This window comes from Corynebacterium kefirresidentii, from assembly GCF_016599755.1.
Taxonomy (GTDB): Bacteria; Actinomycetota; Actinomycetes; order Mycobacteriales; family Mycobacteriaceae; genus Corynebacterium; species Corynebacterium kefirresidentii.
The window spans coordinates 1,066,262-1,092,776 of sequence record NZ_CP067012.1 but is presented as its reverse complement, the minus strand read 5'-3'; the positions used below and the strand labels follow the sequence as shown (position 1 = coordinate 1,092,776).

Below are 26,515 nucleotides of genomic sequence, written 5' to 3'. Positions count from 1 at the left end.
GTGACTTCTTCACACCAGAACCATACGCCCGCGGCCGAGGAACATTTTGACCTCATCATCATCGGCACCGGCTCCGGAAACTCCATCCCTAGCCCGGAGTTTGATGACCAAAAGATCGCCATCATTGAAAAGGGTACTTTTGGCGGTACCTGCCTCAACGTGGGCTGCATTCCCACTAAAATGTATGTCTATGCCGCCGATATCGCCTTGGCCGCGCGCGAGGCCGGCCGTCTAGGCCTAGATGCTCAGGTCAATAGCGTGGATTGGGATTCCATCGTGGACCGCGTCTTCACCAACCGCATCGACCAGATTGCCAAGGGCGGCGAGCAGTACCGCCGCGGGGAGGAAACCCCAAATATCACCGTATTTGACGAGCACGCCCGCTTTATTGGCCCGAAGACTATTCAGACCGGCGAACATGTCATCACTGGCGAGCAAATCGTCATCGCGGCCGGCTCCCGCCCGGTCATTCCAGAGGTCTATGCCAAGTCTGGCGTGAAGTACTACACCAATGAAGACATCATGCGCATGGACCATCAGCCACAAAGCCTCATTGTGGTGGGCGGTGGCTATATCGCCATGGAGTTTGCCCATGTCTTTGACGGGCTCGGCACGGAGGTCACCGTGGTCAATCGCTCCGAGACTTTGCTGCGCCACCTTGATGATGATCTATCTAGTCGCTTCAATCAGATTGCTCGCGAGCGCTTCGACGTCCGCATTGCCAATGGCACCCAGCTCGAGAAGACCGACAAGGGAGTGCGGTTGGAGCTAGATGATGGCACCTCTATTGAGGCAGAGGCCATTCTGGTTGCCACTGGGCGCACCCCCAATGGCGATCAGATGGATATGGATAAGGCAGGCATTGAGCTGCTTGCCGACGGCCGCGTAAAAACCGATGAGTTCGGCCGCACCACTGCCGAGGGCGTATGGGCGCTTGGCGACGTCTCTTCGCCGTACATGCTCAAGCACGTAGCCAATGCCGAGATGCGCTCCGTACAGCACAACCTGCTGCACCCAGAAGACCTCCGCCCGCTCCCCCATGACAATGTCCCTGCCGCCGTCTTTACCCACCCGCAGATCGCAACGGTGGGCCGGACCGAAAAGCAGGCTCGCGAGGAAGGCTTCGATGTAACCGTCAAGGTGCAGAACTTTGGCGATGTTGCCTACGGCTGGGCCATGGAAGATAAAACCGGTATATGCAAGCTAGTGGCAGATCGCGCTACCGGGCAGCTTCTCGGAGCTCACTTGATGGGACCGCAGGCTTCTACCCTCATCCAGCAATTGATTACCGCGATGGCCTACTCGTTGGACATGCGGGAGTTCACCCGCAACCAATATTGGATTCACCCCGCGCTACCAGAAGTAGTGGAAAACGCCCTTTTGGGACTGGAGTGGCAAAAGTAAATTGTTACGTGACCTTCCTCATACATACCCAGATTTTTCCCAGCTTCCAGGGCATATTCCCATTTCACGCCAAGGAAGTCACATTCGTGACTGCAGGAAATTCACCACCATTTAGGGACACACGTTAATTTAATGGATGAAATTCCGGTCTTTGACGCGCAAAAGGACAAGAGTTTTACTAGATTTACTGGGGGCACCGGCTCAAGCCGATACGAACACGGCTACCGCGTGTTTCTGTATGTTCCCTGTACATTCAATAACACTTTGGTTTCCCAGTGTGGAAGCCTTGCAAGTACGACTTTTAAGGAATTTTGATATGCGTATCCGCAATGCAGCTATCGCTGGCGCAACCGCTCTCGCCGTTGCCTTCGGCGGCACCACCGTTGCTTCCGCCGACGTTAACCAGAACGGCAACACTGTCCCAGTAGAGCAGGCAGGTCCTTCCAAGACTGGCGCAGGCCAGACGGAAGACCAGACCCCTGAGGACTACACCCCTTCCCTGTCCTCCAAGATCGGCAACAAGCTCGAGGGCGACCAGGCAGCTAACGCCGTTGGCATCTTCGGTTCTTCCAAGGACTTCTCCGGCCAGCCAGCATGGGCAAAGGTCTTCTACGGTGCTACCGTGCTAGCAGGCGTTGGCGCCCTGCTCGGCGGCATCATCGGCCCTGTTTACAACTTCTTCGTACACGGCCCTTCCTTCTAAGCAACAGCCACTCGGCTCAATCAAAAATTCCGAAAGGTATTTTCACAATGCGTAACTTCCGCACCGCAGCCGTTGCTGCTGCTACCGCAGTCACCGTAGCTTTCGGCGGCACCGCAGTTGCTTCTGCAGAGACCCCCTCCACCAACGAGAACACCACCTCCTCCTCTTCTTCCAGCTCCCTCACCCAGCTGGGCAAGGACTGGGGCGCATGGACCGAGGGCGAGGACGGCAAGCCTGTCGTAACTCCTGACAACCAGGTCACCGGCGAGGACATGTTCGGCACCGAAACCTCCGAAGACATCCCGGAGTGGGCTTCCAACTGGAAGAAGGGTGCTACCGCACTGGGCATCACCTCCATTGTCGGCGCAATCATCGGCGCTTACAACTACGCCGTTTACACCGGCATCGTCCCGCAGCACATCTTGGACCCAATCTTCCGCCGCTAATTATTAGCCGCAGATTGGCTCTAGATAGCTAGGGCTTGCAGGGGCCCCTTTGCTATGTGCAGCTACGTGCTGAGTGCTGATGCCTTGCGCGGGATGTCGGCAAGCAAAGTACGCAAAAGGCCGCCTCCACTTCCCCGCTTGGGGTCGTGGAGGCGGCCTTCGTTAGCGAAGCTTAGTCCTCATCGGGGATGGTAAGGATTTCGTTGCCGTCCTCAGTAATGACGAGGGTGTGCTCAAACTGGGCGGTGAACTTGCCGTCCGTGTTTTGGACGGTCCAGTCATCATCCCAGATCTCGTAATCCAGCGAGCCAAGATTAATCATCGGCTCGACGGTAAGCGTCATACCCGGCTCGAGGATATCGCGGTAGACGGTCGAGTCATGGTGCAAGACAACTAGGCCGTTGTGGAAAGTCGGGCCGACGCCGTGGCCGGTAAAGTCGCGCACGACGTTATAACCAAAACGCTTGGCATAAGACTCGATAACTCGACCGATGACGTTAATCTCACGGCCAGGCTTTGCAGCCTTAATGCCGCGCATCGTGGCCTCTTTCGTGCGCTCTACCAGCAGGCGGTGCTCCTCGGAGACATCGCCGGCAAGGAAGGTAGCGTTATTATCGCCGTGCACCCCGTTCTTATACGCGGTGATATCGATATTGACGATGTCACCATCTTCAATCACGGTGGTGTCTGGGATGCCGTGGCAGACAATCTCATTAAGGGATACGCAGCTGGACTTAGGGAAGCCACGGTACCCCAGCGTAGAAGGGTAAGCGCCGTGGTCACACATGTATTCGTGTGCCACGCGGTCTACATAATCAGTAGTTACCCCCGGCTTAACGGCCTTTCCAGCCTCCTTGAGGGCGTTGGCCGCAATCTTGCAGGCCTCGCGCATCTTCTCAATGACCTCTGGGGACTGGACATAGGGCTCGCCAATGCCCTCTTGTACCTCATCCTTCCACGCGTACTCCGGTCGCTCAATGCTTTCCGGAACGGTGAGGATCGGAGTGGGCTTGCCTGGCTTTAGCTTTCCTCGATTGCTCATGGTTTCCCATGGTAGTCCTCTCCACCGCGAACGCGGGAGCCGGGGTCCTGCGGCGGGGTTGCAGACGCAGCGCGGCGACTATCCCTCGGCCGGCGGCGCTGCCCCTTCGTGCGGACCGGAGCGGTAGGCATCGACCTTCTGCAAGAAATTGCTGGTGATATTGACCGAGGCATCGGAGCCGCCACCCAAAACCACGAGGGTGGCAAAGGCAATATCATCTTCTTCCCGGTAGCCGGTAAACCAGGCGTGCGAGCCTTCATTGATTTCCGCCTCACCGGTCTTGCCATAGATGGTGCCGCCAGCGACCATGCTGCGCGCGGTACCGCTGGTGACCACTTGGCGCATCATGGCTCGGACATTGTCCAGCACGGGCTTGGAAATCTGCTGTGGTTTCTCGGACGCTTTAGTCTTATGGCCTTCAATCAGCGTAGGCGTAGGTGTCTTGCCGTTGGCAACCGTGGCAGAAACAAGGGCCATGCCAAAAGGACTTGCCAAGTCGTAGCCCTGACCATATCCGGATTCAGTGCGTTCCAATGGCTCCTTTCCGTCTGGAATAGAGCCAGTGATGGTCGTCAACCCGGGGATGTCGTACTCAACGCCGAAGCCAAATTTCTTGCCCATATCCTTCAGCTCACCAGGCTTGAGCTTGGTGGAGATATCCGCAAAGGTGGTGTTACAAGACTGCGCGAAGGCTTGGCTAAGCGGAACACTGCCCAAAGAAAAAGAATTGTAGTTGGTCACTACGCGGCCATAGATATCCATAGTGCCCGGGCACGGAACGATGGTATCGGTATTTAGGCCCTGTTTGTCCACGCCAGCCGCGGCGGTGAGAATTTTGAAAACAGAACCGGGTGGGTACTGGCCTTGGAGGGCGACGTCGCCGTCCTCATCAGCCTTCTCGGTTTGCGCTACGGCCAAAATATCGCCATTGGAAGGTCGGATGGCTACGAGCATTGCCTGCGAATCGGCACGCTCGTTTACCGCTTCTTGCGCGGCGCGCTGCACATCGTAATCGAGACCAACCTTGATCGATGGCGCAGCATTGGGATCATGCTTTTCGACGTCCGAGAGTGCCGCACCATTTTCATTGACCACGGAAATGGACCAGCCAGTTTGACCATCGACCTCGTCTTGGACCGCAGAACGCACGCGCGACATGAGATCGGGCGCAAGACCGCGGTTGCGGGTAACCAAGGCTGGCTCCTCGTTGAGGCGCACACCGTCCATGCCTTCCACCTTGGGACGCACAGCCTTGGCTTGGTCTTCTGTGAACATAGTTACGGAGAAAGAACCATCCGCATCCTCCAATTTCTTGGCCAAATCCTTGGCATCAATCTCTGCAATTGAATCATCCTGACGATGGGCAGCTGCCAACGCACCGCTAATCTTTGCCGCGGTAGGGCGCACATCCTCCAAGGAACTGGTATCTACCACCAGCCGGTAGTTCAGCCCTGGGCTCATCAATTCCACTCCATTGGAAGAGACCACGCTGGCACGCTTTGCCTCCAATGCGCGCAGTTCCAAGTGCTGGTTTGCGCCCAAGTCTGGGTGGATAAGGCTCGGCTTCCAGCGCACCGTCCACTCATCCTCGGTCTTAGTAAGCGTCATCTGCGTGTCATAGCTCAAGGTGCGTTCCTTGGGCAGATCCCAGGTGACCTTGTAGTTCGCCGTAGCGAGGTTCTCGTCTTGATCGACACCTTCTAGCTCAATATCGAGCCCCTCGGCCTGCAGGCCGGAGTAGGTGGCGTCCAGGGCGGCGGTGGCGTCAGAGGGGGAATCGGTAAGCGCGGCCAAACCGTCGTTATTGCGAGATTCCATCCCTTCGAGGAATTCCTCCGCCACCGGTTCTGCAGATACCGGCTTCGGGGTACAAGCAACCACGCTGGTGGAAGCGAGCGTGATAGTTGCAACCAGCGCGACCAACTTCTTCATGTCTTGGCACTCTAGCAGCGCAAGAGCTAAAAAAGACTGCCCCACACCGAAGTGCGGGGCAGTCTACTTAATGTGGGTGGATTACTGGGTTACGCGAACCTCAGCCTTAGCGCCTTCCACGGCCTCCATGCCCTGCTCATCGGCAATGCGCATGGCTTCTTCAATGAGGGTTTCTACAATCTTGTCTTCCGGCACGGTGCGAACGACCTCGCCCTTGACAAAGATCTGGCCCTTACCATTGCCGGAAGCAACGCCGAGGTCAGCATCGCGTGCCTCGCCCGGACCGTTGACAACGCAACCCATAACGGCAACGCGCAGCGGGAACTCCATGCCCTCCAAGCCAGCGGTAACTTCCTCTGCCAGCTTGTAGACGTCCACCTGAGCGCGGCCGCAGGAAGGGCAGGACACGATCTCCAACTTGCGCGGGCGCAAATTGAGCGACTGCAAGATCTGGTCGCCTACCTTGATCTCCTCTACTGGCGGCGCGGACAAGGACACGCGAATGGTATCGCCAATGCCCTCTGCCAGTAGCGCGCCGAAGGCAACCGAGGACTTGATGGTTCCCATGAACTTCGGGCCTGCCTCGGTCACACCCAAGTGCAACGGATAGTCAGTCTTTTCCGCCAGCTGGCGGTACGCCTCCACCATCAGGACAGGGTCGGAGTGCTTGACGGAAATAGCGATATCTCCGTAGCCGTGCTCCTCAAACAGGCCAGCTTCCCAAATGGCGGACTCGACGAGTGCCTCCGGGGTGGCTTTGCCGTACTTTTCCAGCAGGCGCTTATCCAAAGAACCACCATTAACGCCGATGCGGATAGGAATGCCGGCATCGCCTGCAGCCTTTGCAACTTCCTTCACGCGACCGTCGAACTCGCGGATATTGCCCGGGTTAACACGGATGGCGGCACAGCCGGCATCGATGGCTTGGAAGATGTACTTAGGCTGGAAGTGGATATCCGCAATCACCGGGATGGGCGACTTCTTAGCAATGGCCGGAAGTGCTTCCGCATCGATGGGCTTAGGACAAGCCACACGCACGATATCGCAGCCGGAAGCGGTCAGCTGCGCAATCTGCTGCAGTGTGCCATTGATGTCGTGCGTCTTCGTATTGGTCATCGACTGCACCGAAATTGGTGAGTCAGAGCCGACACCGACCGGGCCTACCTGCAACTGCCGAGTCTTACGGCGCGGGTGCAGTACTGGTGGCGGGCCGTCTGGGATTCCTAGACCGATGGGGGTCGACATGAATTCTCCTTGTTGAAGCACAGAAATTTATAAGGTGGGTGATTAACGCCCCCACTCTAGCACTGCTTGCTTTATGCCTGAAGTGCGCGCTGTGGGGACACGGCTGCTAACCAAATAGCCGGATAGGGTTAACTACATCGGCGACGATAACGATGACGCCGACGCCCATCAGCAGTGCGGCCATCACATAGGTCACCGGCATCAACTTGGTGTAATCGGCCGGGCCCAAGGCCGGCTTGCCCGCGAGCTTGCGGATACCATCGCGCAGCTTTTCATAGATGATGACGGCGATATGCCCGCCGTCGAAAGGCGGCAACGGAACTAGGTTAAATAGAGCGAGGAAGAAGTTCAGCGTTGCCAGCATCATAAAGAACATCGACCACAGGGAACGCTCCGCCAATTCGCCGCCCACACGGGAAGCGCCGACAACGGACATCGGGCCGTCAGCTTCGCGTTCGTGGCCAAAGATGGAGGCCACCACGCCCGGCACCTTGCCAGGAAATTGCTTGAGGCCATCTACCGTTGCTTCCAACGAGTAGGTACTAAACCGCCACGTTGCTGGTAGCGCGTCAACAGGGCCGTGCTTTTCGACGACGTCGATAAGCTGATTGCTCAACCCGATAGAGCCGGCATCTATAAGTTCTCCGTCCTTATTGAGCCGCTTAACGGTATCCAGGTGGACTGGGATGTCTTTATCTTTTCCATCGCGCTCAACTGTCAGCGTGATGGTGTCACCAGGACGCTGCATTACCTCATCGCGCAGCTGGGTAAAAGAGTCTATCTTCTGGCCCTCGAAGGCGACGATGATATCGCCCTCCCGCACACCGGCCTTTCCGGCGGGGCCTGGACCCGTACACTTTTCCAGCTCTTGGTTCGGCTTCTGATTGGCCGAGCAGGTCACCTCGCCTACGCGGGGGCGCACATCGGCATCCGGGTTGGGCAGGCCAGCCGTCATCGCGACAAAATAGAGAATGACAAAGCCCAAAATCAGGTTGACGACAATACCGCCTGCCATCACAATGATGCGCTGCCACCATGGCTTTTTATACATGGCGTGGGGTTCTTCGTCCTCGGTGAGGAATTCATCCTGGGCAGTCATTCCGGCGATATCGCAAAAGCCGCCCACAGGGAAGGCCGCCAGCCCGTATTCCGTGTGCCCCTTCCGGAAGGAAAATACGCGCGGACCAAAGCCGATAAAGTAGCGGCGCACGCGCATACCAAAGGCACGCGCGCTAAGCATATGGCCTGCTTCATGCAACGCTACGGTAAGCCCGATGCCAAGGGCGAAAAACACAATGCCCAGCAAATTTGCCATGGTGTGAAAAGCTTTCTAGTCAGCCAGCGAATCAATCAGCGCGTTCGCGCGCCTGCGCGCCTCGCCTTCTACTGCGAGGATTTCATCGAGGCTAGAGACTACACCAGCAAACTCAGAAGCGGAATCAAGGACCTTGCCCACTACGTCCACGATTTCTGGAAAATGGATACGCCTGGATAAAAATGCGGCCGCCGCTTCCTCATTGGCCGCGTTATAAATGACCCCCGTTCCCTCGGCCGCGGCGCGCCGGGCGAGATCGACGGCGGGAAAGGCGGCATCGTCAAGCGGCTCAAAACGCCACTCATGCGCCTGCGCAAAATCTAAGGAAGGCTGCGCACCCGGCACGCGGTGCGGCCAATTCAGCGCCAGCGAAATCGGCAGCTTCATCGACGGCGGCGAAACTTGGGCGATGGTGCAGCCATCTTTGAAAGTAGCCATAGAGTGAATAATGGACTGTGGATGCACGGTGACATCGATACGCTCAGGGTCGATGTCAAAGAGCAGCGTCGCCTCAATGAGCTCCAGACCTTTATTCATGAGCGTTGCTGAATTGAGGGTATTCATCTGGCCCATAGACCAGGTCGGGTGCTGCGCCGCCTGCTCTGGGGTCACGTCCCACATCTCTTCGCGCGACCAACCACGGAAGGGACCGCCTGAGGCGGTAAGAACAAGCTTATCCAGCTCCCCTTCCTCGCCGGCGCGCAGACACTGCGCCATGGCGGAATGTTCCGAATCGACGGGAATGATTTGACCAGGGCGCGCGGCCTGGGTGACGAGCGTGCCACCGGCGACGAGGGATTCCTTATTGGCCAAGGCCAAGTACTCCCCCATCTCCAGCGTCGCTAGAGTGGCTTTAAGGCCGAGGGATCCCACTAGAGCATTGAGCACAGTATCGGCCGGAGTCGAACGCACTAGGTTCTCTGCAGCATCGGCGCCACTTAATACCGAACCGCCTAAGGCAGCGGAAACCTCGGCAGCAGCATCCTCTTTAGCCACTGCAACGTGGTCAAACGAAAGGTTGAGGCGACGAGCCTGTTCAATGATGAGCTGCGGGTTGGAGCCGCCCGCCGCGATTCCCACTACCTCGAATTTATCGGGATTATCCGCAATAACTTCCAGAGCCTGCGTGCCGATTGAACCGGTGGAACCAAGAATGAGTATTCGCTGTGTAGTCACCCTTCCACCCTAGCGCCCATCACCACGGGGCGGGCATGGCAGGTAACCAGTACTGCGGCGGGGGTGTTTAATCGCCATCTAAGGCGCGATGATTTAGAATGTGTAGCAGACAAATGGCATTGGTGTGCCCGCACGCCCATCGCGCAGACGGGCATACGCAGAAGCGAAGGAGAGCAAGTGTCTTCCCACAAGCCGGTACCGCAGGTATATGACGGTGTTTCTACTGAGGACGTCCCATCCGCAGGATTCGGTTGGTCCCGCATCAGCCGCTCGGGCGTGCAGATCGCCGGTTGGATTTCCGTTCTCTTCTTGATCGCCTACCACTTTGGTAATCACAAGGGCCACGTTGAGACTGTCTGGCTCGTCGTACTGACTGTCCTGCTGGTAATCGGCCTGCTCATTCATGCTTTCCAGCCTAAGCTGCACCAGGTGCGCACCGTGACCGCCCGCAACCAGCCGGTGGGCCACCAGGAGCCAGACTGGGTCTACGACCAAAAGACCAACACCGGTGTGTACGCCGAGCTGAGCGATTCCCAGCTGCGCGCGCTGAATATCGAGCCTTCCCGCGTTTCTCACCTGCGCGTTGAGCCAGGCACTAACAACGCCACCCCGGTTTCCTCCAGCAAGCACGCGCTCTAAGCTTTCAGCACACTTTAGCTACCGCCGCCCTTCCCCGCGAAGGTCGGCGGTTTCTTTTTGCCTCCGCTTGCCGACGCCTCTCCCCTTACTCAGCGCTCACTCTGCTGGGTGCTGCCCTGCCCACACCCACCCTTAGCAAGAGCGCGGTGTGGGCGATACTTGCTAAGAAGCGCCCGAGTTTTAAGACACCCAGTGGCCCACCTTGGCGTAGATCTCGGGCAGGGTGTTATCGACGCGCTTGCCACTGACCCGCAGTGCGAGGACATAACACGCAACAGGCACGGCTATGACGAGTACAAACCCCAGCGCGACCAGCACCATGTTCGAGCCGTAGCCGATAGCCATTGGGATGACGCCTGGGATGATGGGCGTCCAGCCAATAAACAAACTCAAAATAGCGCTTAAGAAGGCGCTAGCCGAGTAGCCGGATTTATCCGCCCACATATTCCCGCCAGGCCGCGCGGTGGCAAAGGGATTAAAGGTGGTGAGCAGCAATGACAATCCGGCGGAAGAAATGAAGATTCCCAGGGCAGCAACCACCAAACAGGCAGTGAGAGCTTTATCCGCACTTAGCGCAAAAAGCAGCATCGCCGTGAGCACAACAATTATGGCTGAAAGCACCACGTGCGCCCAGTGCCGCGCGTAGAGCAGCGTGCGCGGACGAACTGGGGCGGCCATCTTTACCCACAGGCTTGGACCGTCATAACCAAAATCATTGGTGGCGACGATTCCGCCTATCAGCCCGAGGAATAACAAACCTACTGAAGATAAATCGGAGTCAGTAGCAAAGCCCTGGATAATCAAGACGACTGCCAGAATTGGCTGCATGATAATGCTGCCAATAAGGCGGGAGTCACGGAAAATATAGCGCAGCGAGCGCGTAAATTCCATGGCAGCAGGGCTGCTATAGGAAAAGGAACCAAGGGAAAAGCGGCTTATCCCCTTGGACTTCTCACGGTGATTGCGTGCCGACGGGGAAACCGTACGGTGCTCGAATTGCCGCCGCAGCAATTGATGCCACGCCCACACAGCTACGCCCAGCGTTACTACGGCGATGAGAAATTGTGCGCAGGCTTCCACCATTTCGCCCTGAGCAAGCGCAAGCGCCCAACCCACCGGTGCTCCAACAGGCGTCCACGCTAATCCTTCACCTACCGTTCCCAAAGGGAAGTCAGAGCCCGCGAGGGAAGAAAGTTTAGTCGAGCCGAAGATAAGCACGAACACCGCCACCGAGCCCAAGGCCTTAAGCTTCGTGGAACTAAGCTCCGCGACAGTTGACCCGACATGAACCGCGAGATCCACCAGCACCAGCGTCAGTACAAGGGCGAAAAGCATTCCTAGACAGAAAGGCAAGATGAACAATGCCTTCCCGTTTGCCGCCAGGATCACGCTTCCGGCCACCGCATAAGCAATGGACAGCAAGACTGAGACCGGGGCACGCAGATTAAGCACCGAGGCGATAGCGAGTGCCGGTGTGATGTCTTTCAGCCGCAGCGGAAACGCGGAAAGCTCGCGGGCAGATAGCTGGTTCTCTCCGCTGGGCATGATGAGGGTGATAACGATGAAAGCCAGCGTGCCAAGACCAGGGGCCACGGTTAAGGCTTGCACGTTCCCAGTTCCGGTGGAAATATCTGCCGCAGCAAGAGCGGCGAGCGATGCTAGCCCGATGAGTCCATAGAGCAAAAGGCAGATCGGGATCATAACCGCTGCAGCATTCGCTTTAAGGCTTCGCACCCATAGTGTGCGGTGCAGCTTGAGAAGCGTCGAAGTCATTGCGTCTACAACTCCCCTTCCCCGCGCTGCGTTGTGCTGCCTTCGCTGCGCAACCACTCGAAAGAGTCCGCATCAAATTCACTTCCGCCGGCGAAGTGAATGAAGGCATCCGTCAGGCTGCCGCCTTGGCGCACATCTTCCACGTGGCCGGCGGAGAGCACCTGGCCACCGGCGATGATGGCTACGTGATCGCATAAGCCTTCCACTAATTGCATAACATGTGAAGACAGGATTACTGTGCCTCCGCGGGCGACATAGGCGCGCAGGATCTCTTGAATAAGCTGCCCCGAAACGGGATCCACTGCCTCTAGGGGCTCATCTAGTATCACGACCTCTGGGTTATGCAGGAGCGCGCCCGCCAGAAGTATCTTTTTAGTCATGCCGGCGGAGTAGTCCGCGATGGGTTTATCGGCGGCGTCGGCAAGCTGCAAGGCATCCAAAAGCTGTGCGCTGCGGTGCTCGACTTCGGCTTGATTCATGCGGCGCAATGCGCCGAGATAGAACAAGTACTCTGGGCCCGATAAACGGTCGAAGACCGGAGCGCCGTCGACAAGCAGGCCCATGGCCGCCTTGGCTGGCAGTGGCTCCTGCCAGGTATTGTGCCCGGCGATAAAGGCCTCGCCGCTATTTGGGCGCAGGAGGCCACACGCCATGGTCAACATGGTGGTTTTGCCCGCGCCATTGGGGCCAACGATGCCATAAATAGAGCCCCGCGGGATGTCGAGGCTCAAATTCGACACCACGGGGCGTCCAGCGAAAATTTTGTTCAGACCGCGCACGGCAAAGGCCTGCGTGGTCGGATCATCTGCAAGTGGCGGATAATTCGGAACAATCATGTCCGCCAATCTTATCAGTTAGGCTGACTTATCTTCCCGCTCATCCGCTGCAAGCTGACCACAAGCCGCCGCAATCTCATCGCCCTTTGTATCGCGCACCGTGCAGGGAACGCCTTGGGCTTGCACGCGACGCACGAACTCGTCCTGGCGGTCTTGCGGGGCCGCATCCCACTCTGAGCCCGGCGTGGGGTTCAGCGGAATAACATTAACGTGGACCTTGGAGCCCAACTTCTGGTGCAGCTTGCGCCCCAGCATATCGGCGCGGAAATCCTGGTCATTCTTATCGCGAATCAGGGCGTACTCAATGGACACGCGGCGGGCGGACTTATCCGCATAGTAGCGCGCGGCATCCAGCACCTCATCAACAGACCACCGGTTGTTGACGGGCACTAGACCGTCACGCAGCTCATCGTCCGGAGTGTGCAAGGAAACGGCCAGAGTGCAGGCCAAGTCTTCGTCCGCAAGCTTGCGAATTGCCGGAGCCAAGCCCACGGTGGAAACGGTCACGTTGCGCTGGGAAAGGCCAAAACCCGTACCATCCTGGCCAGAAATCTGACGTACGGCCTGGACCACGCGCTTATAGTTGGCCAGCGGCTCACCCATGCCCATGAAGACAACGTTGGACAAACGCCCACCTTCTGCAGCCATGGCGGCCGCAGCGTGGCGGAATTGCTCGACAATCTCGCCCGTGGACAAGTTACGATCAAGGCCGCCCTGGCCAGTAGCGCAGAACGGGCAGGCCATGCCGCACCCTGCCTGGGAAGAAATACACAAAGTAGCGCGACCTGGGTAGCGCATCAGCACTGATTCCAGTAGCGTGCCGTCGTGCAACCGCCACAGGGACTTAGTGGTCTCGCCGTCGTCCGTGGAGGTGGTCCGGATGGGTTTCATCAGCTCAGGGAAGAAGGCTTCCTTGACTGCTTCGCGCTTGCCGGCGGGGATATCGGTCATATCCTCGACGTTGTCGGTGTAGTGCTCGTAATAGTGCTTAGCCAGCTGCTTCGCACGGAATTTAGGTAGGCCAATTTCTGCGAGCTTGTCAATGCGCTCGTCTTCGGTCAGGTCCGCAAAATGCTTAGGAGGCAATCCGCGGCGCGGGGCGGAAAAGTTAAGTTTCACTGGTTGAGCCATAATATTGCCCATCTTTCCACGGTCTGCGTGGGATTTTCCAATTGGAGGCCGTGCCAAGTGGCATAATCGACAGGATTAAAGAAATAATGGATACATGACAAATCCAAATTATCCTGCAGATGATTTTTCTTCTTCCGACGCAGACCTCTCCTCGGCGGAGCTGAACGCTTCTGAACCGGAGACTAGTTCTGACCTAGAACCAGCCGTTTCTGACTCTACTTCTCACTCCACTCAGCCCTCTGGCAAGGCGAAGGGATCTTTCGCGGCCAGCACGTGGATGGCGCTTATCGTAGGATTCCTGCTGCTGATTGTCCTCATTGTGTTCATCATGCAAAACCAGCACGAGGTTCCCATGAACTTCCTGGGCTGGTCTGGCGAGTTCCCCGCCGGAATTGCTTTCCTCATTTTTGCTATCGGCGGCGCACTCATCATGGCGCTAGTCGGTGGCTGGCGCATGTTTGAGTTGCGTCGCCAGCTACGCAAGCAAGCGCAGCAGGTATAAATCTATATAAAAGCCGCCTCTCCCCTGTTCTGCCGTCTTTTTCGGGCAGTTTATACGGGAGAGGCGGCTTTTGTTTGTCTGATGTTCCTATGGTGTAAACGTAGACAGGAAGCTAATCGCTACCCAGGTGACCATGGCAGAAGGTAGCATGCCATCCAAACGGTCCATGAGGCCGCCGTGGCCGGGCAATAATGCCGACATGTCTTTAATACCCAGCTCGCGCTTAAATTGGGATTCCACCAAGTCTCCCAAGGTGGCACAGATAACTAGACCGAGCCCCATCAGGCCACCCACCCAGGCATCGTGATGGAGCAGAAATTTCACCGTGAGCGCACCGGTCACCACGCCGAAGATGATGGACCCACAAAACCCCTCCCACGATTTTTTAGGGCTCACCGCAGGTGCCATGGGGTGCGAACCAAACATCACGCCCGCAACATATCCGCCGGTATCGGAAGCCACAACGCACAGCATAAAGACGACGATGGAGGCAGCCCCACTGGAAAATGGAGTCGACACTAGCGACAACATAGCTGCGAAGGTGGCAAAAAGGGGAATCCACGTCAGCACAAAAATACCGACGGACATATCACGCAGGTAGTTGATAGGCGGACGATGACGGCCATTATGGAAAAGGCGGCCAAACATAAGTGCCAGCACCGCAGTGACATAGACCGCTACCAGGCCTGGCGCACCCAGGGGCCATGAGATCCACACCATGGCTTGGCCCAGAATAATAAGCAGCGTACGCGGAACATAGTAGGAATGCTCCCGCAGGCGGCTGAGGACCTCCCACATCGCAACGCCTACTGCAAGCGCTACGACCGCATACCAAGCCAGCGGACCAGCCCACACGGCAAGCACCACAAGAACGCCGAGCCCCACGCCAACACCGATAGCGGCCGGCAAGTCGCGGCCTGCACCATTCTTTGGCTGTGGCAATCGGCGGTTTATGGCGTCACTCACCGTGACCGGCTCCTTTCGCTGTCTTGTGTGATTCCCCGGCTAACATGCTCAGTTCCGCCGGCTCTGCCCCGTTTGTGGGAGCGGCGGGCCTTGGAACAGAAAAAGCGCCGCCGGCCGAGGAGACAGGCACGGCGGCAACAAAGCGGAGGTCCTAGACCTCCATCAGCTCGTTTTCCTTATTCTCTACCAAGCTGTCTACCTGCTCGATGTAGCCGGAGGTAATCTTTTCCATTTCCTTTTCTGCTGCGATGACTTCGTCCTCGCCGGCATCGCCGTCCTTTTGCAGCTTCTTCAACTGCTCCATGGCCTTGCGGCGAATATTACGGATAGCGATCTTGCCATCCTCACCCTTGCTCTTAGCCAGCTTCACCATTTCTTTACGGCGTTCCTCCGTCAACTGCGGGACAGTCACGCGCAGAACCTGACCATCGTTGGTGGGATTGACGCCCAAATCCGAGTTGCGGATGGAATTTTCAATCTCATGGATCATGGACTGCTCATAAGGCTTGATGAGCAGCATGCGCGGCTCTGGTACGGATATGGTAGCCATTTGGGTAATCGGGGTGGGAACACCGTAGTATTCGGCTACCAAGCCGTTGAACATGGCGGGGTTCGCGCGGCCGGTACGAATGGTCACCAGCTGCTCGCGGGTGTGCTCGACGGAAGCGGTCATGTGCTCTTCTGCTTCGAGCTGAATCTCATCGATCATGAGGCTAAATCATCCTTAAACGAATAGGGGTGGCTGTATAAAAAGGTAGCAGGTTCGCAGCCGCTACAGTATTAGGACTGCACCAGCGTGCCGATAACTTCACCGCCAGCTGCGCGGGCAATATTGCCCTCCTCCAGCAGGTTAAAGACCAAAATCGGCATATCATTGTCCATGCACAGGCTAAAGGCCGTTGCATCTGCCACCTTTAGGCCCTTTTCAATGACCTCACGCGGGGTAATTTCGGAGTACAACTCTGCATCCGGATTGGTGCGCGGGTCATCCGAGTAGACGCCGTCGACTGCCTTAGCCAGGAACAGAACCTCGGCGCCAATTTCCAAGGCGCGCTGCGCGGCGGTGGTATCCGTGGAGAAGTACGGCATACCCATGCCAGCGCCGAAGATAACTACGCGGCCCTTTTCCAAATGGCGGTCCGCACGCAGCGGCAGGTACGGCTCAGCAATCTGCGCCATGTTGATGGAGGTCTGTACGCGGCAATCAACACCTTGCTGCTTGAGGAAATCCTGCAGTGCAAGGGAATTCATTACCGTGCCGAGCATGCCCATGTAGTCCGAGCGTGCCCGGTCCATACCGCGCTGGGATAGCTCCGCGCCGCGGAAGAAGTTTCCGCCGCCAATCACCACTGCAATCTCGATTCCTTGGCGGGAGACCTCGGCGATTTGGCGGGCAACGTTTTCAACCACATCCGGATCGATACCGACCTTACCGCCGCCGAACATCTCACCGCCCAGCTTCAGCATTACTCGCTTATATCCGGTTCGCTTAATATCTGCAGCAGTCACGCCTACTTCGTCTCCTTAACGCGGGGCAGTTTCAATCTCCGCCCCATCTTACCCATATATCTTTCGCATCCTCACACCACCTGCCGATGCAGCCCGGTGGGTTTAAGCTAGGCATCAAAAAGGCACCTAGAGAAGAGAGAACCTCGCGCCGGTCACCCCATTAGCGCACAACAAAGCCCACAAAGGACGGTCCTTTGTGGGCTAGGTTTTAAAAGCGAGAGCGTGCTTAAGCGCCAACCTCGTAGCGAACGAAGCCAGTGATGGTGGTGCCAGCCTCTTCCGCAACCTGCTTTACGGTCTTCTTGTTATCAGACAAGGAAGCCTGCTCCAGCAGAACGATGGACTTGAAGAAGCCGTTCAGGCGGCCTTCCACGATCTTCGGCAGGGCTGCCTCCGGCTTGCCCTCCTCACGAGTAGTGGCCTCAGCGATCTCGCGCTCCTTTTCGACGATCTCTGCAGGAACGTCTTCGCGGGTGAGGTACTCAGCGTTCATTGCAGCAATCTGCAGGGCGGCAGCGTGAGCGCCTTCCTCGTTGCCCTCGTAGGAAACCAGAACGCCCACTGCCGGCGGCAGATCAGCGGAACGCTGGTGCAGGTAAACGGCAATGTTGTCGCCCTCTACCGTAACTGCACGGCGTGCCTGCAGCTTCTCACCGGTCTTAGCGGACTCCTCGTCCACTACCTCGGAAACCTTCTTGCCGTCGATCTCAATGTTGTTGAGTTCGTCTGCGGAGTTTGCCTTGGCCTCAGCGGCAGCGTCAGCAATCTTGGCTGCGAAGGTCTTGAAAGCCTCGTTCTTAGCAACGAAGTCGGTCTCACAGTTGATCTCGACCATAGTGTTGCCAGAAACAGCAATCAGGCCTTCGGTTGCCTCGCGGTCAGCGCGCTTGGAGACGTTCTTAGCGCCCTTGATGCGCAGGTACTCAACGGCCTTATCGTAGTCGCCGTTGGACTCTTCCAGAGCCTTCTTGCAATCGAGCATGCCGGAGCCGGTAGCTTCGCGCAGTGCCTTGACGTCTGCAGCAGTGTAGTTCGCCATAGTTGGGGCGATCCTCCTTGAAAATCAAACAGTGTTCGTTCAAACAGCGTAGTCGACGCGGTGAAATCGCGCCGCTTTAGGGTGGCAGAAACCACCCCTTTTCTCACCTATGCATGAAGGTGGAGCTGGCTTCAGCAGCACCCAGCATAGATAAAACCAACCCCCGCCGCCGTTTGAGCACGGTGGCGGGGGTTGGTAAACAGCCTTGGGCAGGTATTACTCCCTTGCTGCCCCACACCAAAAGTGCGTGGGGTATTCAGTTAAAAGCAGGTAAGGAAGGTTCCTACCAAGAAAGTACGATTACTTCTCGGCCTTGTCTGCGGATGCTTCCTCAGACTTTTCTGCGGAAGCCGGATCGGAAGCTGCGGCAGCCGCCTCAGCGTCACGCTTTTCCTTTTCAGCAGAGTCGCCGGCAGCTTCCTTGGCTGCAGCCAGCTGACGCTCCTCACGAGCCTTCTTGCCTTCCTCTACAGCGGAAGCAACGATGCCAGAAAGCAGCTTGGTGGAACGGATGGCGTCGTCGTTGCCCGGAATCGGGAAGTCAACGTCGTCCGGGTCGCAGTTGGTGTCCAAGATGGCAACAACTGGGATGTTCAGCTTGTGAGCTTCCTTGACCGCGATGTGCTCCTTGTTGGTATCAACAATCCACAGAGCGGACGGGGTCTTAGCCATATCGGAGATGCCGCCCAGAACGCGCTCGAGCTTGGCGCGCTCACGGTTGAGCATGAGAACTTCCTTCTTGGTGCGGCCTTTGTAGCCGTCCTCACGCTCGTCCATTGCCTGAAGCTCCTTCATGCGCTTCAGACGCTTGGACACGGTCTGGAAGTTGGTGAGCATGCCGCCCAACCAGCGGTGGTTTACGTAAGGCATACCGACGCGGGTTGCTTCCTCAGCAACTGCTTCCTGAGCCTGCTTCTTGGTACCAACGAACAGGATGGTGCCGCCGTGTGCAACGGTTTCCTTGACGAACTCATAAGCCTCGTCAATGTAGGTCAGCGTCTGCTGCAGGTCGATGATGTAGATGCCGTTACGGTCAGTGAAGATGAAACGACGCATCTTCGGATTCCAGCGACGGGTCTGGTGGCCAAAGTGCACACCAGCGTCGAGGAGCTCGCGCATGGTTACAACTGCCATGATTCGCTCGCTTTCTTTTATCTTGTCTTTCGGTTTTCCAATTGTGCGGTGTTTTATTCCGCACCCTAGCAACGAAGGCCCCGCTGACACCTTGTTTCCAAGGACCACGTCAGCCGCCAGGCTGTCTCTTCCTTCCAGCAGGAAGCGACAACTTCGCCGCGCGTAGTCAATGCCTCCACACGGTGGACACACTGCTGTCTCAAAGAATAATCCCTCTACGCTGGTTTTTCCAAACCGAATACAACTTATTCACACTAGGGTCGAAGCTGCTAAGCATCATGCGCCACATTCACCCCAATTGGACCATCCGCTACTCGTAATCCACAGCCCCACAGGCAAGGGCTTTCTGACAGCTCACCTCTGGTTAATGCTTTTCCCATGAGCCATTTTTCTGTGTCTTTTTCAAAGCCCGCTTTCCGACGCCCCACCTTCACCACCACTGCCTTCCTCGTCGTTTCTTCCCTCCTACTACTACTGTGCTGCCCACCGGCCACGGCCTACGTTGATCCTGCCTCGGGTAAGCCAAACCCGGCGCGGGTTTTGCGCGGGTTTGAAGCTCCCGAACAAAAGTGGAGTCCCGGCCACCGCGGTGTAGACATGGCCCTTGCCGTGGGTTCTCCGGTGGTAGCCGCTGAAGATGGCGTTGTCGCGTTTGTCGGCACGGTGGCAGGAAAACCGGTCGTTTCCATCACCCATGCAGACGGGGTAAGGACGACTTATCAGCCCGTACACGGCACCGTAAAACAAGGCCAAGAGGTTCGCGAAGGACAAGTCATTGGCCGCTTGGGCAATCCCGTCGATGGCTATCCCGGCCTGCACTGGGGCGCCCTCATTGCAAAAGATACCTATATTGATCCTTTAACCTTGCTGGATATGCCAGTGATACGCCTCAAGCCACTTTAAGCTCGAGGATGCGCCTGGTTATATACGCGTTGCAATCTTTGCGCAGATACGTGGGTATAGATCTGCGTGGTATTAAGCGAGGAATGCCCCAATAGTTCTTGCACAACCCGCAAATCTGCCCCGCCTTCTAGGAGGTGGGTGGCAGCCGAGTGCCGCACTCCGTGCGGGGTAAGCCCTTGTGCACCGCTAACTTTGGCGGCCCTATCCACAATGCGCCGCACCTGGCGCTGGTCAATGCGCCCTCCCCTGCTGCCTACGAATACGGCTTTAGTTCCTTCCTCAGCGAGTTGTCCACGGCCCTTTTCTATCCACTGCCGCAAGGCGTCGTCCGCCGCATGACCAAAAGGCACCACGCGCTGCTTATCTCCCTTACCGGTTACGTGCAAGGTGCCGCGATGAAAATCAATATCGCTCAGGTCTAGGCGCACCAGCTCCGCCACGCGCATCCCGGAGGCATACAGCAACTCCAAGATGGCACTATCGCGCAGGAAGTGAGCTTCGTCTGCAGAAACCGCATTGCCCATGAGCTCACCGGCCTGCTCGGGGGATAGAACCGTCGGTAGGTGACGGCCCACCTTGGGCGTGACCAGCCGTGCGGCTACATCTCGCTCGAGGTGCCCTTCGCGCACTGCCCAAGTGGAAAATCCTTTGACCGCTGCGGTGCGCCGCGCCAAGGTGGAGCGCGACTTTCCTTCCGCCACGGCCTCTGCCAGCCATTGGCGCAGGTTGTTGAGGTTAAATTCCGCAAAGGTAGGAACGCTGCGAGCAAGGTCGCGCAGATCTGAGCGATACCCACGTACCGTTGCCTCCGCACGGCCTTTCACGTGCAGTTGGAAATCCACGAAATCCTCGATAGCCTCAGCCATCTGCCCTTGAATATCCGGCGCTTTCGCGGAAACTCCATCTTCACTCATGTCACAGCAGTGTACTCGCCTATCACTGGGGTTATCTATTCCGTTTCCCTGCGCGCCCAGGTATTGCCGTGGCGGACAACGACACACATCTTCTCTAACGCCAATAAAAGGTGAACTGTCAACGGCAGACGAAATCCCGCGTCGCGGGCAATGTCCTCTGCCGTAGCTTTTTCTTGGCCTGGCGGCGGTGTTGCATCAAAGACTCGCAACTCATTGCGGGAGAGACGTTGTGTCATTGTTGCCGCAAAATTGATTTCATATTGTGCACCTGGATCTACTTCCCCGGTGCGGCTGACTAAGGCGCGAATTTCATCGGCGCTGGTGACCAACTGTGCACGGCCTTCCTGAATGCGCTGGTGACAGCCCAGCGAGCCGCTAGTGGTTATCGGCCCCGGTACAGCCATGGCCACGCGTCCTAGCGCTTCTGCCCAGTTGAGAGTATTAAGTGCGCCGGATCGAAAAGCCGCCTCCATAACTACGGTGCCGTGACTGAGTGCTGCTACTAAACGATTGCGCGTTAGGAACCGGTGTCGCTTCGGTGCGGTTTCCGGTGCGAATTCAGAAATAACGCACCCGTTATCCGCGATCTTGGCAAATAGATTGGCATTGCGAGCCGGATAGTCCCTATCGATGCCGCACGCCGCTATAGCTACCGTGTGCCCGTTGTTGTGCAAAGCAGTTTCATGCGCCACGGTATCGACGCCTAGGGCGCCGCCTGATATAGGAGTCCATTCGTGTTGGACCAATCCGGACACTACGTTTTGGGTTGCCTGCCAGCCATAGCGAGAAATGGCGCGAGTGCCAACAATCGCTACAGCCTGAGCAACCTCCTGTTTCACAGGGGCGCCACGCACCCAGAGGCTGTGCGGCGGCAGTGCTTGGTCATCAAAGGTAGCTGGGGCTTCCCCGCTGTTTTGATAGAAGCCGAATGCGGAATCAAACTCCTCCGTTGGCCACTCTGGGCTTTCTGCCGTGATGAGCCGAGCCCCAACGCGTTCGGCTGCTGCCATATCCTCCGCTTGACGCAGCCAATCATAACGGGAGGCCGTGCGCGCAAGCAGCGGTCCTGTCCAATCGGCACGATGGTAAATTCCATGGGCGATTTCCTCAGCCGGATACTGCGTAAGCAGGGCCTGCAAAGCAGCGGAAGGGCCTTCTACCACGCGGTTGAGGTATACCCAGGTGGCATAAGGGGTGGAGAGATCTAATTCGCTCATGCCGCGAGCCTTCCCACGTTGATGGAGCCACGCAGGTCGAGTGCGCGTCCCACCTCATCCAAGTCCGGCTGCATCTTCCCTGCTAAATCAGCTAGGGTCCACGAAAGCCTGAGCACACGGTCCACCCCGCGCTGGGAAATGTCGCCTTCCGCCAGGTAGGCGGACAACATCACCATTGCAGCATCCGCAGCCGGCCGCTTTCGGCGCAAGTAGGACGAAGGGACCTCGCCATTGGTCCGCGCGGAAATGCCATCCGCCCACCACCGCGCAGCGGCACGCTCGCGGGCAGCGGCAACTCGCTCGGCAATGACTGCGGAGTCTTCTTCGCCCTCCGCGTTAATCGTCGCCGCCTGCCCACTTAAGGTGACCACCATATCTAGACGGTCCCGGAGCGGACCGGAGAGGTTGGACAGATAGTTCATGCGCTCGTGGGGGTTACACCTGCACTGCGAAGGATCTTCTGCCGAGCACCTACACGGGTTTGCTGCCATGACCAGTTGGAAGCGAGCAGGATAGATAACTTCTCGGCGCGAGCGCGCAAGCCGTACTTGCCCTTCTTCCAACGGGGCACGCAGGCCATCGAGTACCGGTGCGGCAACCTCGCTGACCTCGTCGAGGAAGAGCACACCATTGTGAGCCAGGCTTACCGCTCCTGGGCGCGGATGCCCGGATCCGCCACCCAGCAGCGCGGCCCGAGTAACCGAGGCATGCGGGGCGATAAACGGAGCATGCTCAATGACCTCACCTGGCGTTCCGGTAAGCGAATGAATCGCGGTGGTCTCTACCTGCTGATCCGGGGTAAGTGTAGGCAGGATGGTGGGCAGACGGGAGGCAATCATGGACTTTCCCGCCCCGGGAGGGCCAATCATCATAAGGTGGTGCCCACCGGCCGCAGCAACCTCGGCGGCCCATTTTGCATTAGCTTGGCTCGCGATATCGCAAAAGTCCAAGCGCATCGTGGCTGCAGGCGCAGCTTCGAGCGAGCCAGAAAAACTCGCCGCCTGCGGTAACCCGCGGTTTCCGCACGCCCAGCTAAAAGCCTCTTTCAAAGATGCTGCGACGAGTACGTCCAAATCCGGCACCAAGGTTGCCTCGGCTGCGTTACCCGGCGGCACGATAAGAGTTGATATTCCCTGCTCCCTTGCGGCTAGAAGGGCCGGAATAATACCTGCGACGGGCCGAACGGATCCGTCGAGACCGAGCTCTCCCAAAACCAAGGTGCGCTGCAGCCGCCTCGCGGGCGAAGGCGAATTGCCAAAGCGCGGAAAGTCACCTTCTGCCTGCGCCGCCAGGATCGCGAGCGCTATGGGTAAGTCAAAGTGGGAACCGGATTTGGGAAGCGACGCTGGAGACATCGAGACGACCACTTTGGTCTTGGGCCAAGGAAGGTGGGAGTTAAAGGCTGCAGTCTTGATCCTATCCCGCGATTCAGAGATCGCGGTATCCGTCTGACCCACAACATGCATCCCTGGCAGGCCGTGGCCAACGTTCGCTTCTACATCGACTAACTGTGCTAGAACTCCGTTGAGGGACATCGTCAAGCAATTACCTAGAGCCATCTTCAACCCCTTTGAAGTGTTCTAGCGCAAATCCCTGCCCGCGCTCCAACAACGTTATAACGTCGAATCGCACCGAAGACAGTGGCTTTCCATCGAGCCACTGCGCTGCAGCCTTGCGAAGGCGCGCTAGCTTCTGCGGGGTTACGGCTTCTGCCACCCCGAAGCTGGCAGTGGCACGCGTTTTAACCTCAACAAAGACGATGGTTCCGTCCGCCTCGCGCGCGATGAGGTCAATTTCTCCTACCCTATAAGAGACATTAGCGGCAATAATTTCGGCCCCGCGTTCACGGAGGTAGCGCGCGGCGAAGGCCTCTCCCCTTTTCCCTAAGACTTGCTTATGGCGAGGCTTCTTCGTGGCTAGGTGGTGTTCTGAACTAAATTGCATTGCAGTTTATCCTTGTGCGTCGTGAAATTCATCGGCCTGCACAGAACACCGCAGCTAGCATGGGGTGCACAAGGTGTACAAAACGGAAAGTGCCCCGGCTGTGGATAACTAGGGTTCGAGGCACTGTTATCCACAGGCAGGGCACAACGCTTGTAGTGCCGAGTTGACAAAATTACTCCGGCATCATGAATTCCGGCTTATCCAGCTCTTCGATATTGACGTCCTTGTAGGTAATGACGCGAACATAGCGCACAAAGCGGGCGGAGCGGTACATATCCCATACCCAAGCATCGGACATGCGCACCTCGTAGTACACATCAGGTCCAGAGGTATGCGGAATGAGCTCTACCGCATTAGCCAGGTAAAAGCGCCGCTCAGTTTCAACGACATAGGAAAACTGACTGACAACGTCTCGGTACTCGCGGTAGAGGGACAGCTCTACCTCAGCCTCGTAGTTATCGAGTTCCTCTGCACTCACGGTGGACCTCCAGGTTGTGGGTTAGCTCGCTTAAGCTTAGCGCGCAGGAGGCTAGATTCTAGCTAGGCACGCGCGGCGAACTCCGCATGAGCGCGGCGGACATTGTCATAGCTCATCCGGTGTTCCGGGCACGCTCCCAGCGCCGAAATTGCAGCCTCGTGTGCCTTAGTCCCATAGCCTTTGTGCTTGGCCAATTCATAGCCGGGATAGCGCGCATCAAGGTCGCGCATCAGGTGGTCGCGACTCACTTTTGCCAAGACACTTGCCGCGGCGATACACCGCGCGGCTGCATCGCCGCCGATGATGGGCAGCTGGGGTTGGGTAAGGCCGGGGATAAAGAGGGCGTCGCTAAGCACATAGCCTGGGCGGATATCCAGGCGTGCTACCGCCCTGCGCATACCGGAAATATTAGCGTGCTGGATGCCGCGCTTATCGATGTCCCCCGCGCTAATGTGCACCACAGACCAGTCCACAGCCTTGTCCTTAATGAGTGGAAAGAGCCGCTCGCGCTGCCGGGGAGTCAGTTTTTTGGAATCGCTAAGCTCCGCCAGCTCCTTGATCGGGCGATTAGGCATAATGCAGGCCGCGATGGTGATTGGCCCGCAACACGCGCCGCGCCCGGCCTCATCCACTCCAGCCACCGGCCCGAGCCCAGCCTTGCTCAACGCCAGCTCATAGGTGCGTCGTTGCTTAAGCCGCCGCATGCGAAATCTCTGGGTGTTCCACCCCACCCCACCGCGACAGAGGCAAGATGACAGCCTCAACTCGGCCGCGAATATTGTCCACTGGCACGGTGCCTTGTAGGTTATCGCCCAAGTGCGCACGCGAATCGAGGGAGTTGGTGCGATTATCTCCCATTACCCAGAGATGCCCCTCCGGGACGGTGACGGGGCCAAAGTACTCGCCGCCACACTCCTGGGAGCCAACACCGGGGTCTACGGGAATCTCCGGTGGATCAAGCACGAATGATTGATCAATCGGCTGACCATCCACCATCACCGAAGGATCACCAGCCTCACAGCTCACCGTTTGTCCGCCGGTAGCAATTACCCGCTTGACGAGGATATTTTCCCCGTTGGGCAAAAGCCCAACTGCCGCCAAAGCATTCTGCGCACCTCGCACAATAATATTGCGCGAGCGTGTGACCTGAAACTCGTTATTCCACGACTCCGGCCCTTCGAAGACAACCACCTCCCCAGGTTGTGGGTCTGTGAAGTAATAGCTGACCTTCTGCACTGCGATGCGATCGTTTTCGCAGCCGGGACAACCATGCAGGGTAGGTTCCATCGACGCAGAAGGAATGACATACATCCGTCCCACCAATGCTTGTAAGAGCACCAGCAGGACAAAACCTGCCACCACGGGGAAGAAAAAATCCCGGGTGCGCAGGCGTTGGGAAGAAGGTTTATTCCTGGATGTCCGGGTCATCGATGCCACCGATGCGGGTAAACGGCCAGAAGACGAACTTCACCTTGCCGCGGACATTTTCCACCGGTACTGTGCCGTGGAATTTATCGGTCATGTGATAGCGAGAATCTGCCGAGGCCGTGCGATTATCACCCATGACCCAGATATTGCCCTCCGGTACTTCCACGGGACCAAAGTACGGGCCTCCACAAGCTTCCGAGCCTGTCGACTTATCTACCGGGTACGTTGGCGGGTCTTGCACGTAGTCTTGCTCGATGGGCTTGCCATCAACCATGACTGCAGGATCGCCCTCCTGGCAAGACACTGTCTGCCCACCGGTAGCAATCACGCGCTTAACCAGGGTATTTTCATCGGGCGGCGCCAAGGATACAAAGCTCAATGCATCCTGCACCCCGTGGATTACCGGGTTGGACGAGCGCGGCGAGACATAGCTGGAATTCCAGTCCTCGGTGCCTTTGAAGACGACAACATCGCCTGGTTCTGGCTCTCCATCGCCGTAATAGGAGATCTTTTCCGTAAAGATACGGTCATTCGTACAGCCCTCGCAGCCATGCAGTGTCGGCTCCATCGAGCCGGAAGGGATCACATACTGCCGTCCGATAAAGTTCTGGAAAAGGCCCACGATAACAAGGACCGTTGCCACGACCAGAAGGGTTTCCAGCAGCCACGGCATGTCTTTTTTCTTGGTTGCCCCTTCGCCTTGCGGGGAAGCGTTCCCCTCTACGGGGTTGGCCCCCTCACCTTCAGGCGACTGTTCCTGCGAGATGCTGTCTTTATTCACGCGCTAAATCCTAGCAACCCCACGTCCCGGTTCCCGCCTTATCCCCCTCGCGGCTGGA

Annotated in this window: 27 protein-coding genes; 6 read left to right on the top strand and 21 right to left on the bottom strand. The window is 57.5% G+C overall.

Translation table 11 applies throughout. The features are described 5' to 3' along the window. The 3 genes from mtr (at position 1) to I6I12_RS05300 (ending at position 2,553) form a co-directional block, all read left to right on the top strand. Positions 1–1,404: a mycothione reductase gene (gene mtr / locus I6I12_RS05310; RefSeq protein WP_200288933.1), complete on the top strand. Its 1,404-nt coding sequence runs from the start codon at positions 1–3 to the stop codon at positions 1,402–1,404. Between the two features lie 316 nt (positions 1,405–1,720). Further along, complete coding sequence (locus tag I6I12_RS05305) at positions 1,721–2,107, top strand: hypothetical protein (protein WP_200288932.1); 387 nt, start codon at positions 1,721–1,723, stop codon at positions 2,105–2,107. Positions 2,108–2,154: 47 nt separating this feature from the next. Further along, complete coding sequence (locus I6I12_RS05300; RefSeq protein ID WP_200288931.1) at positions 2,155–2,553, top strand: hypothetical protein; 399 nt, start codon at positions 2,155–2,157, stop codon at positions 2,551–2,553. Between the two features lie 172 nt (positions 2,554–2,725). Here the strand turns inward: I6I12_RS05300 and map are convergent, their stop codons facing one another. The 5 genes from map to dxr form a co-directional block, all read right to left on the bottom strand. After that, a complete protein-coding gene (map, locus tag I6I12_RS05295) occupies positions 2,726–3,595 on the bottom strand; it encodes a type I methionyl aminopeptidase (RefSeq protein WP_200288930.1) in 870 nt (289 codons plus the stop codon). 78 nt (positions 3,596–3,673) lie between these two features. After that, positions 3,674–5,527: a penicillin-binding transpeptidase domain-containing protein gene (locus I6I12_RS05290; RefSeq protein ID WP_200288929.1), complete on the bottom strand. Its 1,854-nt coding sequence runs from the start codon at positions 5,525–5,527 to the stop codon at positions 3,674–3,676. Positions 5,528–5,608: 81 nt separating this feature from the next. Further along, positions 5,609–6,772, bottom strand: coding sequence for a flavodoxin-dependent (E)-4-hydroxy-3-methylbut-2-enyl-diphosphate synthase (ispG, locus tag I6I12_RS05285; RefSeq protein WP_023021310.1), 1,164 nt, complete (start codon positions 6,770–6,772; stop codon positions 5,609–5,611). Between the two features lie 106 nt (positions 6,773–6,878). Continuing rightward, complete coding sequence (locus I6I12_RS05280; protein ID WP_200288928.1) at positions 6,879–8,087, bottom strand: M50 family metallopeptidase; 1,209 nt, start codon at positions 8,085–8,087, stop codon at positions 6,879–6,881. A gap of 15 nt (positions 8,088–8,102) precedes the next feature. Continuing rightward, positions 8,103–9,263, bottom strand: coding sequence for a 1-deoxy-D-xylulose-5-phosphate reductoisomerase (dxr, locus tag I6I12_RS05275; protein WP_200288927.1), 1,161 nt, complete (start codon positions 9,261–9,263; stop codon positions 8,103–8,105). 177 nt (positions 9,264–9,440) lie between these two features. On the opposite strand from dxr, the gene I6I12_RS05270 reads away from it, so the two are divergent. Beyond that, a complete protein-coding gene (locus I6I12_RS05270) occupies positions 9,441–9,902 on the top strand; it encodes a DUF2631 domain-containing protein (RefSeq protein ID WP_023021307.1) in 462 nt (153 codons plus the stop codon). Between the two features lie 180 nt (positions 9,903–10,082). Here I6I12_RS05270 and I6I12_RS05265 read toward each other — a convergent pair whose 3' ends face one another. Genes I6I12_RS05265 through rlmN form a run of 3 tightly spaced genes read right to left on the bottom strand, consistent with a single transcriptional unit; the run spans position 10,083 to position 13,642 of the window. Continuing rightward, complete coding sequence (locus tag I6I12_RS05265) at positions 10,083–11,675, bottom strand: hypothetical protein (protein ID WP_200288926.1); 1,593 nt, start codon at positions 11,673–11,675, stop codon at positions 10,083–10,085. 5 nt (positions 11,676–11,680) lie between these two features. Next, complete coding sequence (locus I6I12_RS05260; RefSeq protein ID WP_023021305.1) at positions 11,681–12,511, bottom strand: ABC transporter ATP-binding protein; 831 nt, start codon at positions 12,509–12,511, stop codon at positions 11,681–11,683. Positions 12,512–12,529: 18 nt separating this feature from the next. Beyond that, a complete protein-coding gene (gene rlmN / locus I6I12_RS05255) occupies positions 12,530–13,642 on the bottom strand; it encodes a dual-specificity RNA methyltransferase RlmN (protein ID WP_489884471.1) in 1,113 nt (370 codons plus the stop codon). Positions 13,643–13,736: 94 nt separating this feature from the next. On the opposite strand from rlmN, the gene I6I12_RS05250 reads away from it, so the two are divergent. Further along, positions 13,737–14,144, top strand: coding sequence for a LapA family protein (locus I6I12_RS05250; RefSeq protein WP_200288924.1), 408 nt, complete (start codon positions 13,737–13,739; stop codon positions 14,142–14,144). 87 nt (positions 14,145–14,231) lie between these two features. Here I6I12_RS05250 and I6I12_RS05245 read toward each other — a convergent pair whose 3' ends face one another. The 5 genes from I6I12_RS05245 to rpsB form a co-directional block, all read right to left on the bottom strand. Then, the gene (locus I6I12_RS05245) at positions 14,232–15,110 is read right to left on the bottom strand and encodes a phosphatidate cytidylyltransferase (RefSeq protein WP_200288923.1); all 879 of its coding nucleotides are present in this window, start codon (positions 15,108–15,110) and stop codon (positions 14,232–14,234) included. Positions 15,111–15,261: 151 nt separating this feature from the next. Further along, complete coding sequence (gene frr, locus I6I12_RS05240) at positions 15,262–15,819, bottom strand: ribosome recycling factor (RefSeq protein ID WP_023021301.1); 558 nt, start codon at positions 15,817–15,819, stop codon at positions 15,262–15,264. 71 nt (positions 15,820–15,890) lie between these two features. Further along, a complete protein-coding gene (gene pyrH, locus I6I12_RS05235) occupies positions 15,891–16,577 on the bottom strand; it encodes a UMP kinase (protein WP_023027755.1) in 687 nt (228 codons plus the stop codon). 268 nt (positions 16,578–16,845) lie between these two features. After that, positions 16,846–17,658, bottom strand: coding sequence for a translation elongation factor Ts (tsf, locus tag I6I12_RS05230; protein WP_023021300.1), 813 nt, complete (start codon positions 17,656–17,658; stop codon positions 16,846–16,848). Between the two features lie 300 nt (positions 17,659–17,958). After that, entirely contained in the window at positions 17,959–18,792 is an 834-nt protein-coding gene (gene rpsB / locus I6I12_RS05225) for a 30S ribosomal protein S2 (RefSeq protein WP_005325233.1), read from the bottom strand. A 378-nt stretch (positions 18,793–19,170) separates the two neighbouring features. Between rpsB and I6I12_RS05220 the strand changes: the two genes are divergently transcribed. Then, positions 19,171–19,695: a M23 family metallopeptidase gene (locus I6I12_RS05220; protein WP_080971240.1), complete on the top strand. Its 525-nt coding sequence runs from the start codon at positions 19,171–19,173 to the stop codon at positions 19,693–19,695. Here the strand turns inward: I6I12_RS05220 and I6I12_RS05215 are convergent. The 8 genes from I6I12_RS05215 to lepB (I6I12_RS05180) all read right to left on the bottom strand — a co-directional run bounded on the left by I6I12_RS05215 (position 19,692) and on the right by lepB (I6I12_RS05180) (position 26,457). Further along, positions 19,692–20,609, bottom strand: a complete 918-nt coding sequence (locus I6I12_RS05215) for a tyrosine recombinase XerC (RefSeq protein WP_023021298.1) — start codon at positions 20,607–20,609, stop codon at positions 19,692–19,694. The two genes, I6I12_RS05220 and I6I12_RS05215, sit on opposite strands and share 4 nt — an antisense overlap. 35 nt (positions 20,610–20,644) lie before the next feature. Further along, positions 20,645–21,826: a DNA-processing protein DprA gene (gene dprA, locus I6I12_RS05210; RefSeq protein WP_200288922.1), complete on the bottom strand. Its 1,182-nt coding sequence runs from the start codon at positions 21,824–21,826 to the stop codon at positions 20,645–20,647. Next, the gene (locus I6I12_RS05205; protein ID WP_200288921.1) at positions 21,823–23,385 is read right to left on the bottom strand and encodes a YifB family Mg chelatase-like AAA ATPase; all 1,563 of its coding nucleotides are present in this window, start codon (positions 23,383–23,385) and stop codon (positions 21,823–21,825) included. Before I6I12_RS05205 ends, dprA begins: the two co-directional genes overlap by 4 nt. Further along, the gene (locus I6I12_RS05200) at positions 23,372–23,770 is read right to left on the bottom strand and encodes a YraN family protein (protein WP_200288920.1); all 399 of its coding nucleotides are present in this window, start codon (positions 23,768–23,770) and stop codon (positions 23,372–23,374) included. The genes I6I12_RS05205 and I6I12_RS05200 overlap by 14 nt, the downstream gene beginning before the upstream one ends. Before the next feature lie 172 nt (positions 23,771–23,942). Further along, positions 23,943–24,248 (bottom strand): DUF2469 domain-containing protein, encoded by a 306-nt coding sequence (locus tag I6I12_RS05195; RefSeq protein ID WP_005325239.1) that lies wholly within the window; start codon positions 24,246–24,248, stop codon positions 23,943–23,945. A 62-nt stretch (positions 24,249–24,310) separates the two neighbouring features. Then, entirely contained in the window at positions 24,311–24,952 is a 642-nt protein-coding gene (locus I6I12_RS05190; protein ID WP_200288919.1) for a ribonuclease HII, read from the bottom strand. Beyond that, positions 24,939–25,676 carry a signal peptidase I gene (gene lepB, locus I6I12_RS05185; protein ID WP_200288918.1) on the bottom strand — a complete coding sequence of 246 codons (738 nt, stop codon included), beginning with the start codon at positions 25,674–25,676 and terminating at the stop codon, positions 24,939–24,941. Before lepB (I6I12_RS05185) ends, I6I12_RS05190 begins: the two co-directional genes overlap by 14 nt. Further along, complete coding sequence (gene lepB, locus I6I12_RS05180) at positions 25,654–26,457, bottom strand: signal peptidase I (protein WP_023021292.1); 804 nt, start codon at positions 26,455–26,457, stop codon at positions 25,654–25,656. The genes lepB (I6I12_RS05185) and lepB (I6I12_RS05180) overlap by 23 nt, the downstream gene beginning before the upstream one ends. Positions 26,458–26,515: the final 58 nt, after the last annotated feature.